The sequence below is a fragment of the Micrococcus sp. LASM2_SD2 genome (assembly GCF_057364565.1).
Map to the genome: position 1 here is coordinate 1 of NZ_JBNFOB010000049.1, position 11,776 is coordinate 11,776.

Annotated in this window: 8 protein-coding genes, 3 tRNA genes and 2 pseudogenes; 1 reads left to right on the forward strand and 12 read right to left on the reverse strand. The window is 72.1% G+C overall.

Going from position 1 to position 11,776, the window contains the following annotated elements; genetic code table 11:
- The 8 genes and pseudogenes from AC2W7A_RS04495 to gltX form a co-directional block, all read right to left on the reverse strand.
- A partial coding sequence (locus AC2W7A_RS04495) for a P-loop NTPase family protein (protein ID WP_485990310.1) occupies positions 1-480 on the reverse strand: 480 nt, incomplete at its 3' end.
- Positions 477-833 (reverse strand): GTPase, encoded by a 357-nt coding sequence (locus AC2W7A_RS04500; protein ID WP_485990311.1) that lies wholly within the window; start codon positions 831-833, stop codon positions 477-479. The genes AC2W7A_RS04495 and AC2W7A_RS04500, both read right to left, overlap by 4 nt.
- Positions 830-2,605, reverse strand: coding sequence for a dynamin family protein (locus AC2W7A_RS04505; RefSeq protein WP_485990312.1), 1,776 nt, complete (start codon positions 2,603-2,605; stop codon positions 830-832). Before AC2W7A_RS04505 ends, AC2W7A_RS04500 begins: the two co-directional genes overlap by 4 nt.
- A gap of 84 nt (positions 2,606-2,689) precedes the next feature.
- Positions 2,690-2,762 (reverse strand) — tRNA-Glu (locus AC2W7A_RS04510).
- A 170-nt stretch (positions 2,763-2,932) separates the two neighbouring features.
- A tRNA-Glu gene (locus tag AC2W7A_RS04515) sits at positions 2,933-3,005 on the reverse strand.
- A gap of 56 nt (positions 3,006-3,061) precedes the next feature.
- Positions 3,062-3,133 (reverse strand) — tRNA-Gln (locus AC2W7A_RS04520).
- Positions 3,134-3,293: 160 nt separating this feature from the next.
- Positions 3,294-4,118 (reverse strand): annotated as a pseudogene (locus AC2W7A_RS04525) (HAD family hydrolase); the annotation flags it as partial.
- Between the two features lie 125 nt (positions 4,119-4,243).
- The gene (gene gltX / locus AC2W7A_RS04530; protein ID WP_485990313.1) at positions 4,244-5,800 is read right to left on the reverse strand and encodes a glutamate--tRNA ligase; all 1,557 of its coding nucleotides are present in this window, start codon (positions 5,798-5,800) and stop codon (positions 4,244-4,246) included.
- A 144-nt stretch (positions 5,801-5,944) separates the two neighbouring features.
- Here gltX and AC2W7A_RS04535 point away from each other — a divergent pair, with 144 nt between their 5' ends.
- A complete protein-coding gene (locus AC2W7A_RS04535; RefSeq protein ID WP_485990314.1) occupies positions 5,945-6,454 on the forward strand; it encodes a hypothetical protein in 510 nt (169 codons plus the stop codon).
- 157 nt (positions 6,455-6,611) lie between these two features.
- On the opposite strand, the gene AC2W7A_RS04540 is transcribed toward AC2W7A_RS04535, so the two are convergent.
- The 4 genes and pseudogenes from AC2W7A_RS04540 to metG all read right to left on the reverse strand — a co-directional run.
- Entirely contained in the window at positions 6,612-7,400 is a 789-nt protein-coding gene (locus AC2W7A_RS04540; protein ID WP_485990315.1) for a fumarylacetoacetate hydrolase family protein, read from the reverse strand.
- A gap of 200 nt (positions 7,401-7,600) precedes the next feature.
- A complete protein-coding gene (locus tag AC2W7A_RS04545) occupies positions 7,601-8,692 on the reverse strand; it encodes a branched-chain amino acid aminotransferase (RefSeq protein ID WP_485990316.1) in 1,092 nt (363 codons plus the stop codon).
- 144 nt (positions 8,693-8,836) lie between these two features.
- Positions 8,837-9,925, reverse strand: coding sequence for a 3-isopropylmalate dehydrogenase (locus tag AC2W7A_RS04550; protein ID WP_485990317.1), 1,089 nt, complete (start codon positions 9,923-9,925; stop codon positions 8,837-8,839).
- A 139-nt stretch (positions 9,926-10,064) separates the two neighbouring features.
- Positions 10,065-11,666 (reverse strand): annotated as a pseudogene (metG, locus tag AC2W7A_RS04555) (methionine--tRNA ligase); the annotation flags it as partial.
- Positions 11,667-11,776 lie beyond the last annotated feature (110 nt).

Consider the following 11,776-nt stretch of genomic DNA (forward strand, 5'->3'; position numbering starts at 1 on the left):
GGCGGGCGGACCGCGGCCCCGCGCTCGGCGACGATGCGGGCGGATCTGCGCACCGACCTCGTCCAGGCCCTCGCCGGTGCGGGCGGAGGCGGCCATGACCTTGACCTCGCCCAGGCCGTGGCCGGTGAGCCTGCGGCGCAGGGACGCCATGACCTCGTCCCGGTCCCGCACCTGGATGCGGTCCACCTGGTTGAGGACCACGAGGGTGACGGCGGCGTGGGAGCCCATGGTGGCGAGGAAGTCGCGGTGCAGCACGGCGTCCGCGTACTTCTCCGGGTCCACCACGAAGACCAGCACGTCCACATGGCCGGCCAGGCGCTCGGTGACCCTGCGGTTCTCCAGGTTCACGGAGTCCACGTCCGGCAGGTCCAGCAGGATCAGGCCGGTGGCGTCGGCGCCCTCCCGTCGGCCGATGCCGAGGAACCCCTGGCGGCCGTGATCCAGGTGCGGGGCGTCGTCCAGCAGGTGGCGCTGCTTCACCCCCAGCCAGTCCAGCAGGGGCGGCGGCGCGCCGCCTCACCGGTCTGGTCCTGACCGCGGCCCACGCCCCAGACGGCGGCGAGGGCCTCGGAGGTGGTCGGGCGGGTGGCCGCCACGCGGGCGAGCTCGCGTCCGGTCAGGGCGTTGAACAGGGACGACTTTCCGGAGCCGGTGGCCCCGAAGAAGCCCACCACCGTGTGGTCGGCCGAGAGCGAGGTGCGCTCGGCGGCCGCGTCCATGGCCGTGTGCGCCTCGTCCACGACGGGGTCCGGCAGGCGCTCCCGCCCCAGCTCGGCGGCCTCGCCGAGGGCCCCGAGGCGGTCCTGCAGGCCCAGGGTGCTGCTGCGGCTCATGCGCGGTCCTCCCCGTGCGCGTCGGTCTCGGACAGGCCAGCGCGCAGGGACGGGGCGAGCCGGCGCAGCGCAGCGGTGTCCTCGGCGGTGCGGTCCCGCTGGATCAGCGGCAGGAACTGCTCGGACAGGGCCTCGTCCAGGAGGCGTCGCACGCGCACCTCCAGCAGCTCGTTCGCCCGCTTGGCCATGCGGCGCACGGCGTCCTCGCCGAAGATCGACTCGAGGAGCTTCTGGCCGACGACGGCGGTGCCGCCGGCGATGCCGACCTCCAGGCCGACGAGTCCGCCGGTCGAGGCGAAGGAGATGACCATCAGGGCCACGGCGGCCCCGTTGACGCCGAAGGCCGCCAGGCGGGCCTTGGTGCGGCGGCCGGCGCCCTCCTCCTGGATCAGGGACAGGACGTCCTGCTGCCAGGCGCGGATGACACCGGCCGCCTCCTCGGAGAAGTCGGCCGGCAGGGCGCCGAGGTTGCGACCGGCCAGGACGGCCCGGCCGGCAGGCTCGGCCTTCCACCGGCGCTCGATGTCCTCGGCGGCGTGGGCGGCGGCCTCGACGATCACGGCGTGCAGACCGGTCTCCAGCGCGGTCTCGACCTGCTCCGGCGGGGCGGGGCGGCCGCGGACGATCGCGGCGAGGCGGTCGCGCATGCGGCCGATGCCGGACTCCAGGCCGCGGAAGAACTCGCCGGTGCCCACGAAGTCCTGCCACCGGGCGAGGACCTCGCCGCGCAGCAGGGTGCCGTCCGAGGTGGCCTCCTCGACGACGGCGGCGGCGCGGTCGGTGGCCTCCGCCACGATCCGGGCCAGGGCGTCGGCGGCGGACTGCTGCTCGGCCTCCGCGTCCGCGAGGGCGTCCACGCGCTCGGCCAGCTGGGCCAGCACACCGTCCACGGTGCGGCGGGCGACGGCGGAGCGCGCAGCGGCGTCCTCGGCCAGGTCCGTGAGCCAGCGGCGCAGGCCGGCGATGTGTTCCTCGGGCAGCAGGCCGCGATCGTCGAAGCGGGTCTCCGGGATCACATGCACCGGCGAGTCGGCGAGTCCGCGCTCGGCGAGCATGCGGCGCAGGTCCGGGACGATGTCGTTCGCGGCACCCTCGGGCACGCGGCCCAGCACGACGGCCACGGTGATGTCCCGGGCCGCCGCCTCACCCAGCAGCTGCCACGGGACGGCGTCGGCGTAGCGGTGGGCGGTGGTGGTGAAGATCCAGAGGTCGGCCGCCTCGAGTAGCTGCCGGGACAGCGCACGGTTGTCGTCCGAGACGGAGTCGATGTCTGGGGCGTCCACGATCGCGATGCCGGCGGGCAGGGCGTGCTCCTCCACGAGGGCCACGGTGTCCATGGCGTCGCCGTCCGGCTCCACGGGACCGGCGGATTCGGAGCGGTGCACACGGACGCGGGCCAGCTCGGGCAGGACGCGGGGGCCGGCGAACCAGGGCTCGTCGTCCGGATGGTGCAGCAGGAGCGGCTGACGGGTGGTGGGGCGCAGCGCCGAGGAGCGGGACACCTCGTGACCCACGAGGGCGTTCACGAGGGTCGACTTGCCGGCGCCGGTGGACCCGCCGACGACGGCCAGCAGCGGCGCGTCGAGCGAGTCCAGGCGCGGGAGGACGTAGTCGTCGATCTGATGCAGGGTCCGCTCGCGCAGGGCGCGCTGCTCCTCCACGCCGGAGGTCTCGAGGGAGAGCTCCGCGGCGTCGGCGTGGGAGCGCGCGGCACGGACGGTCTCCTGGACCGCCTCGAGCGCGGTGGCGTCGGTGGGGGCTGGGTTCGTCACCCGCCCATCATGGCACGCCCCGATGCCGGTCCGGACATGCAGAAAGCCCCGGTCCGTCAGGACCGGGGCTTCCGTCACAGTGCGTGACCCCAGCGGGATTTGAACCCGCGTTACCGCCGTGAGAGGGCGGCGTACTAGGCCGCTATACGATGGGGCCGTGCTCGTGCTCCGGGCGACCCTGGGCGGCCCGTGGCAACTCGAGAACTGTAGCACGGACTGCGCGGTACGTGCAAAATCGGCATCCGAGCGAACCGCTGCCGGCCCGGAGACCCATCCGAGACGCACGACAGCCCCGGTCCGTGAGGACCGGGGCTGTCGATCTGTGGGTGACCCCAGCGGGATTTGAACCCGCGTTACCGCCGTGAGAGGGCGGCGTACTAGGCCGCTATACGATGGGGCCGAGGCTGTCGCACGGCTCTCGCCGAGCAACCCGAGACGTCCCTGAGGACCTCGGAGCTGGGGTACCAGGACTCGAACCTAGAATGACGGTACCAGAAACCGTTGTGTTGCCAATTACACCATACCCCACTGTCGGTCAATGTCAGGCTGACCGTCAGCTCGCTATTCACGAACTCGTGTTCCCGTGATCTCTCCGGCAACGAGTAAGAACTCTACACACCTTCGGCCAGGAGTGCAAAACGCGGGGGCTCGTGAGGTCGGCCACGCCGAACGGACCACGGACACGTCGTCACAGCCAGGCCCGGAGCGCCTCCAGTTCGGGGATGCGCCAGCAGCCCTGCTCCCGGTCCCATCGCGGCGGATCCGCAGGACAGGCCGGGCCGGCTGCGTCGACGGGCCCCGCTGCCTCGGCGGGCCTCCCGGCTCCGGCCGCTTCCTCGGCTCCCGTGGACCTCTCGACGCCGACCTCTCCGGCAGAGCCGTGGTCCACGGCCCCGGCCCGGTGGAGCCACACGGGCACGAGACCGGCGGCCCGGGCACCGGCCACATCGTGGCGGAGGCTGTCCCCCACGCAGAGGGTCCGGGACGGAGCCGACCCCAGTGCGGCACACCCGGCCAGGAAGGGAGCCGCGGCCGGCTTCGGCGCCCCGGCCGTGTCCGAGCCGACGACGACGTCGAGCCAGCCCAGGCCGATGGCCGCGAGCTTGCCGCGCTGGTACTCCTCCACGTTGTTCGTGACCACCCCGATGCCGCGTCCCGAGTCCCGGATGCCCTCGAGCACCTCCGCCGTCCGGGGGAACGCGGCCCATCCGGCCCGCATCGCCGCCTCATAGTCCTCGACCCACAGCCGCTCGACCGGCTCCAGGTACGCCTCCGGGACGCCCATCGCGGCGAGCGCGTCGGCAACGCGGGCCAGGCGCTGCTCGGCGAACGTCAGCTCCCCGGCGACATACCTCTCGTAGTGGCCGTGGACGTCCGGGGAGAAGTCCGCGACCCCGGCCTCCAGCACGGCGGGGTCTGCGGTCTGTGCACCCGGCCACTGGCGCCGAACGGTGGCCGTGAAGGCCGCCCGCTGTGCCGTCCTCAGATCCAGCAGGGTGTCGTCCAGGTCGAAGAGGACCCCGTCCCACGCCGGAGCCCCGGAGGCGTCGGCCTCCGCTGGCGTGGGACCGGCCGTCGGGCTGGTCGGTCATTCCGTCGCTCCGTTCGTGGGGATCCTCAAGGGCGTCCGCCGCGGGCTCAGAGGCCCTGCTCGGCGGCGAAGCGGTCCAGGCGCGCCAGCACGGAGGACCTGCCGAGGATCTCGAGGGACTCGAACAGGGGCGGGGAGACCTTCTTTCCGGTGACGGCCACGCGGACCGGTCCGAAGGCCTGGCGCGGCTTCAGTCCGAGCCCGTCGATGAGGGCGGCGCGCAGGGCCTGCTCGACCGCCTCGGTGGTGAAGCCGTCCTCCGGCAGCGCCTCCAGGGCCTGACGGGCCGCGGAGACCGCGGCGCCCAGGTCCGCGGGCATGCCCTTCATGGCGCCCTCGGCCGTGACGATGTCCGCGTCCTCCATGAAGAGGAAGGCCAGCATGTCTACGGCCTCGCCCAGCAGCTGCACGCGCTCCTGCACCAGCGGGGCCGCCGCGGCGAGGATCTGCTTCTCCCGGTCGGTCGGCTCCGCGGACATCAGGCCTGCGGTCTGCAGGTACGGCACGAGGCGCTCGCGGAAGTCGTCCTCCTCGAGCATGCGGATGTGGGTGCCGTTGATGGCGATGGCCTTCTTCTCGTCGAAGCGGGCCGGGTTCGCCAGCACCTTGTGCACGTCGAAGTGCTCCACAAACTGCTCGGGGGTGAAGATGTCCTCGTCCGCGGACAGGGACCAGCCGAGCAGCGCCAGGTAGTTCAGCAGTCCCTCGCGGATGAAGCCGTTGTCCCGGTGGTGGAACAGATTCGCCTGCGGGTCGCGCTTGGAGAGCTTCTTGTTCCCCTGGCCCATCACGTAGGGCAGGTGGCCGAACTCCGGCATGTACGCGGCCACACCGATGGCGTGCAGGGCACGGTAGAGCGCGATCTGGCGCGGGGTGGAGGAGAGCAGGTCCTCCCCGCGCAGCACATGGGTGATGCCCATGAGCGCGTCGTCCACCGGGTTCACGAGGGTGTACAGCGCGGAGCCGTCTCCGCGGACCACCACGAAGTCCGGCACGGAGCCGGCCTTGAAGGTGATCTCACCGCGCACCATGTCCGTGAAGGTGATGTCCTCGTCCGGCATGCGCACGCGCCACACCGGGGTGCGGCCCTCGGCCTCGAACGCGTCGATCTGCTCCTGGGTCAGGTCGCGGTCGAAGCCGTCGTAGCCCAGCTTCGGGTCGCGGCCGGCGGCCCGGTGCCGGGCCTCGGTCTCCTCCGGGGTGGAGTACGACGGGTAGATGTAGCCGCCGTCCTTCAACTTCTCGATCACGTCCGCGTAGATGTCCTTGCGCTGGGACTGGCGGTACGGCTCGTGGGGGCCGCCCACCTGGACGCCCTCGTCCCAGTCGATGCCGAGCCACGTCATGGCGTCCACGAGTTGCAGGAACGACTCCTCCGAGTCGCGCTTGGCGTCCGTGTCCTCGATGCGGAACACGAGGGTGCCGCCGGTGTGCCGGGCCCACCCCCAGTTGAACAGGGCGGTGCGGACCATGCCCACATGCGGGGTGCCGGTCGGCGAGGGGCAGAAGCGGACGCGCACGGGGGTGTTCGCGTCCACCGGCGGGACGTCGGCGGACGCGGCGCGGGAGGCGGGCAGCTGCTCGGTGGAGATGGCGTCAGACATAGTGGCCCCAGCCTACTCCCTGCCGCTCGCCGCCCGACGGCGTCCCCGGCCGCCGCCGCGCGCACCTGCAGCGGCTCCCTGAGGAACACCACCGTCTCCGGCGACCTCTACGTCCCGGCCGGCAGCACCTGCACCGCCAACGGCGTGGACGTCCACGGCAGCATCCAGGTGGCCCGTGGCGCCACCCTCCGCTTCTCCACCGGAGACGTGGACGGCAACGTCCAAGGCGAGTCCGCTCCGCACACCGTGTCCGTCTACAACTCCACCGTCGAGGGCGACGTGCAGGCGAAGTCCGCCGGCTACGTCAAGGTCCAGGGCTCCGTGATCGACGGCAACGTGCAGACCGAGCGCACCGTCGAGGGCCAGCATGTCGTGACCTCCCGCGTGGGCGGGAACATCCAGTCGAAGTACACCAACACCCGCGTGGACAAGAACCGCGTCGGCGGCAACGTGCAGCACACCGAGGGCCGTCACCTCTCGCTGCGCAGCAACGTGATCGGCGGCGACGCCCAGGTGGAGAAGAACCGCTACTGGCAGCGCATCTACGGCAACACCATCGGCGGCAACCTGGCCTGCAAGGAGAACAGCCCGGCTCCGGTCGGCTCCGGGAACCGCGTCTACGGTTCCAAGACCGGCCAGTGCCGCTGCCTCTGACCCCCTGACCTGGCGGGACCGCCCGGCCTTTCCCTCTCCCCCTGACCGACGACGGCCCCGACCGGAGCACCATGCTCTGGCCGGGGCGTGTCGTGTCCGGTCCGACGAGGCGTCCGCCTGTCCGTCGTGCAGGGCGGCGGTCCCCCTGCCGGCCGCCTCAGCGGCGGAACGGGGTGCTGAAGGAGCCGATGCCCTCCACGGCCACCTCGACGCGCTGGCCCTCGCGGACCAGGCCCACGCCGGAGGGGGTGCCGGTGAGGATCACGTCGCCGGGCAGCAGGGTGAAGGCCTCGGAGGCGGCGGAGACCAGCTCAGCCACGGAGAAGACCATGTCGTGAGTGGTGCCGTCCTGGGCGGGCTCGCCGTCCACGGCGGAGGTGATCCGCACGGGCGCCTCCACGTCCAGCTCGGTCTCGATCCAGGGACCGAGCGGGCAGGCGCCGTCAAAGCCCTTGGCGCGGGCCCACTGCAGGTCGGTGCGCTGGGCGTCGCGGGCGGTGAGGTCGTTGGCCACGGTGTACCCGAACACCACGTCCTCGACCCGCTCGAGCGGCACCTCCTTGCAGATGGTGCCGATGACCACGGCGAGCTCGGCCTCATAGGACACCTCGTCCGAGAAGGACGGCAGGGTCACCGGCTCTCCCGGGCCCACCACGGAGGTGTTGGGCTTGAAGAAGAACTGGGGGCTGGTGGGCACCTCGTTGCCGAGCTCGGCCGCGTGGTCCGCCCAGTTCCGGCCCACGCCGATGACCTTCGAGCGCGGGATGATCGGCGCCACCAGGCGCACGTCGGGCAGCTTGTGGCTGGTGCCCGTGGTCTGGACGCCGTGGAAGAACGGGTCGCCGGCCAGGGCCGTGACCGTCAGCTCCTCCTGCGGTGCGTCGGCGGGGCCCTCCACGAGCCCGTACTGCGGTTCTGCCTGGTCCACGAAACGTGCGATGCGCATGGGCACCACCCTATGTCCCCTCCCCCGTCCCGGCGCAGTCGCACCGCACGGCCCCGTCCCGACGACGGCCGCCCCCCCTCACCGCTCCCCTCGACCCGCGCTTGGCCGGGACGCGGATGCGACGACGGCTCCGTCGCCTCGGCAAGGCGACGGAGCGTCGTCGGGACGTCGGTCCGGCAGGACCGGACGCAGGAGAGGGGTCAGACGAGGCGGTGCAGCCAGCCGTGGCGGTCCTCGACGCGCCCGGTCTGGATGCCCTCGAGCTCGGCGCGGATCTTCAGGGTCACGTCGGTCCCGCCGGCGGACTCGATCACGTCGTCGCCGTCGAGCAGACGGCCGATCGGGGTCACGACGGCGGCGGTGCCGCACGCGAAGACCTCGGTGATCTCGCCCGAGCGGACGCCCTCGGCCCACTCGGCGAGGGTGACGCGACGCTCCTCGACCGTCAGGCCCATGTCCCGGCCGAGCTGCAGGATGGAGGAGCGGGTGACGCCCTCGAGGATGGTGCCGGTGAGCTCCGGGGTCACCAGGCGGCCGTCCTCGAACACGAAGAACACGTTCATGCCGCCGAGCTCCTCGACGGAGTTGTCATGGGTGCGGTCCAGGAACAGCACCTGGTTGGCGCCGTGCTTCGCCGCCTCCTGCTGGGCGACGAGCGAGCCGGCGTAGTTGCCGCCGCACTTGGCCGAGCCGGTGCCGCCGGCGGCGGCGCGGGCGTAGTCGCGGGAGACCCAGATGGTCACCGGCTTGAGCTCGCCGCCGAAGTAGTTGCCGGCCGGGGAGGCGATGACCTTGTAGGCCACCTCGTTGGCGGCGCGGACACCGAGGAATGCCTCGGAGGCGTACATGAACGGGCGCAGGTAGAGGGCCTCGCCGTCTCCGCCGGGCACCCAGGCGGCGTCCGTGGAGACGAGCTGGCGGATGGACTCCAGGAAGAGCTCCTCCGGCAGCTGGGGCAGGGCGAGCCGGACGGCCGAGCGGTTCAGGCGGGCAGCGTTGGCCTGCGGACGGAACGTCCAGATCGAGCCGTCTGCGTGCCGGTAGGCCTTGAGCCCCTCGAAGATCTCCTGGGCGTAGTGCAGCACCGCCGCGGCCGGCGACATCTGGATCGGGCCGTAGGGCTCGACGCGGGCGTCATGCCAGGACCCTCCCTGGTCGTCGTTCGTCCAGTCGATCGAGACCATGTGGTCCGTGAAGTCCTGCCCGAAGCCGGGGGCGGCGAGGATCTGCTCGCGCTCGGCGTCGGTGCGCGGGGACGGATGCTCGATGCGACGGAAGGTGGTCTCGGACACGGTGTGCTCACTCCTGACATGCGGATTCGGCGTCGGCCCGCACATCATGCGCCTCCGCGGCGGCGGTGCGGCGGACGGAGGTCGGCGTGCAAGGCCCTGCCCTCGATGATAGGCCCGCCGGTGGCGCCTCTCACATTCCGGGGCTCAGAGCCGTGCCGCGACGTCCTGGCCGACGGCCTCGGTGGAGACGCCCTCCCCCGCGGTGCGCTCGGCCAGGTGGGCCCAGACCGCCCGGTGGATGCGCTCGGCGGCGGGGCCGCGGCCGAGGTGCTCCAGGAGCATGGCGGCCGAGAGGATCGCAGCGGTCGGGTCCGCGATGCCCTTCCCGGCGATGTCCGGGGCCGAGCCGTGGACGGGCTCGAACATGGACGGCGCGGTGCCGGAGACGTTGATGTTGCCGGAGGCGGCCAGGCCGATGCCTCCGCCGATCGCCGCGGCGAGGTCCGTGAGGATGTCGCCGAAGAGGTTGTCCGTGACGATCACGTCGAACCGGGCCGGGTCGGTGACCATGAGGATGGTGGCGGCGTCCACGTGCAGGTAGTCGTGGGCGACCTCCGGGAAGTCGGCCGCCACCTGTTCCACCACGCGCTTCCAGAGGTGGCCGGCGTGGACGAGCACGTTGTGCTTGTGCACGAAGGTGAGCCGCTTCCGGTCCGAGGCCTGGGCGCGGGCGAAGGCGTCGCGGACGACGCGCTCCACGCCGTGGGCGGTGTTGACGGACACCTCGGTGGCGATCTCCTGGTCCGTGCCGGAGCGCAGCTGGCCGCCGTTGCCGGCGTAGGGGCCCTCGGTGCCCTCGCGGACCACCGTGAAGTCGACCTCGCCGGGCTCGGCGAGGGGGCTGACGGCACCCGGATAGAGCTTGGTGGGGCGCAGGTTCACTGCGTGGTCGAGCTCGAAGCGGAGCTTGAGCAGCACCTGACGCTCGAGCAGGCCGGAGGGGACCTCGGTGTCGCCGGGGGCGACGCCCACCGCACCGAAGAGGATCGCGTCGTGCGTCCGCAGGGCCTCCAGGGTCTCCGTGTTCAGGGCCTCGCCGGTGGCCTTCCAGTGCTCGGCCCCGAGCGGGTACTCGGTGACCTTCGCCTCGGACTCGCCCTCGGCGGCGAGGGCGGCCTGGAGGACGGCGAGCGCCTGGGCGGTGACCTCGGGGCCGATGCCGTCGCCGCCGATGACGGCGAGGTCGATGGAGCCCTCGGCGGGCACGTTCTGGGCGGTGGGGGTCTGGCTCATGGGCGTCAGACTAGGAGAGCCCCCGCCCGGATTCCACGATCCGGGCGGGGGCTCTCACATGTCGGACTCAGGCGCCGGTCTGGGCATCGCGTGCGGCGGAGGACGACGACGGCCGCCCACCGGGCACGCTCGGCCCGCCTCAGGCGTCGGCCGGCTCCTCGTGGCGCGGGAACACGCCGGTCGGCTTCGGCAGGGCGGTGCCGGGGACGAGGTCGTCGGCGAAGACTGCGAAGGAGCGCGGCCCCGCGTTGGAGTCGTTGGTCCGGCCGGCGTCGCCGTCCGGCTCCACGCCGAGCAGATCCAGCAGGCGGGTGGCCGAGTCCGGCATCACCGGCTGCACGAGCAGGGCGACGCGGCGCACGGCCTGCAGGGTGACGTAGAGGACGGTGCGCATGCGCTCCTCGTCGGTCTTGCGCAGCACCCACGGGGCCTGGTCCGCGAAGTAGGCGTTGACCTCGCCGAGCACGCGCCAGGTCTCCTCCAGGGAGTCGTGGAAGTCCTGCACGGCGTAGGCCGCGCGGGCGTGCTCGAGCAACCCGTCCACCTGCGCGAGGATCGCGCGGTCCGCCTCGGCGAGCTCCCCGGGGGCCGGGACGGCGGCGTCGCAGTTCTTGAACGCCATGGACAGCGAGCGCTGGGCGAGGTTGCCGAGGTTGTTCGCCAGGTCGGCGTTCTTGCGGCCCACCACGGCGTCGTGGCTGTAGGAGCCGTCCGCGCCGAAGGAGAACTCGCGCAGCAGGAAGAAGCGCACGGCGTCCAGGCCGTAACGGGCGGCCCACTCGGCCGGGGCCACCACGTTGCCCAGGGACTTGGACATCTTCTCGCCGTTGTTGTTGAGGAAGCCGTGGATCATCACGCGCTTGGGCAGCTCGATGCCGGCCGACATCAGGAACGCGGGCCAGAAGATGCAGTGGAACCGGGAGATGTCCTTGCCGATCACGTGGACGTCGGCCGGCCAGAACTTCGCGAAGGACTCCGCGGACTCGTCCGGGAACCCGGCGCCGGTGAGGTAGTTCGTCAGGGCGTCCACCCACACGTACATCACGTGCTTCGCAGACGGGGCCTCGCCCTCGGACGGGGCCGGGACCTCGATCCCCCAGTCGAAGCTGGTGCGGGAGATCGAGAGGTCGTTGAGGCCCTGCTCCACGAAGCGGATGACCTCGTTGAAGCGGTAGCGCGGGCCGGCGAAGTCCGGGTTCTGCGCATAGAACTCCAGCAGCCTCTGCGTGTAGGCGGACAGGCGGAAGAAGTAGGACTCCTCCTCGGTCCAGGTGACCTCGGTCCCGGTCTCCACGGCGTACCGCACGCCGTCCTCGCGGACCTCGGTCTCGTCCTCGGTGAAGAACCGCTCGTCCCGCACGGAGTACCAGCCGGCGTAGCGGTCCAGGTAGATGTCCCCGTTGGCCTCCATGCGGCGCCACAGCTCCTGGGAGGCGCGGTGGTGGTCCTCGTCCGTGGTGCGGATGAAGCGGTCGTAGGACACGTTCAGCACGTCGTCGTCCATGGCCTTGAAGGCGGCGGAGTTGCGGGTGGCCAGCTCCAGCGGGGTCAGGCCCAGCCTCTCGGCGGTCTGGGCCATCTTCTGCCCGTGCTCGTCCGTGCCGGTGAGGAAGAACACCTCGCGGCCGTCGAGGCGCATGAAGCGGGCGAGGGCGTCGGCGCCCACCATCTCGTAGGCGTGGCCGATGTGCGGCTCGCCGTTCGGGTAGTGGATGGCCGTGGTGACGTAGAAGGGATCGCGCTGGTGCTCACCCGCACGATTCTAAACGACGACGCCCCGTCACCGGCACCTCCGGTGACGGGGCCGTTCCCGGCGGGCCCGGGCACGCGGCGCGTCCACCGCTGCGGGGC

Excerpts from the sequence above, each read along its gene's own strand:
- AC2W7A_RS04540 (WP_485990315.1), bottom strand. The coding sequence starts at position 7,400 with ATGCGCATCGCACGTTTCGTGGACCAGGCAGAACCGCAGTACGGGCTC.
- gltX (WP_485990313.1), bottom strand. The coding sequence starts at position 5,800 with ATGTCTGACGCCATCTCCACCGAGCAGCTGCCCGCCTCCCGCGCCGCG.
- AC2W7A_RS04500 (WP_485990311.1), bottom strand. The coding sequence starts at position 833 with ATGAGCCGCAGCAGCACCCTGGGCCTGCAGGACCGCCTCGGGGCCCTC.
- AC2W7A_RS04550 (WP_485990317.1), bottom strand. The coding sequence starts at position 9,925 with ATGAGCCAGACCCCCACCGCCCAGAACGTGCCCGCCGAGGGCTCCATC.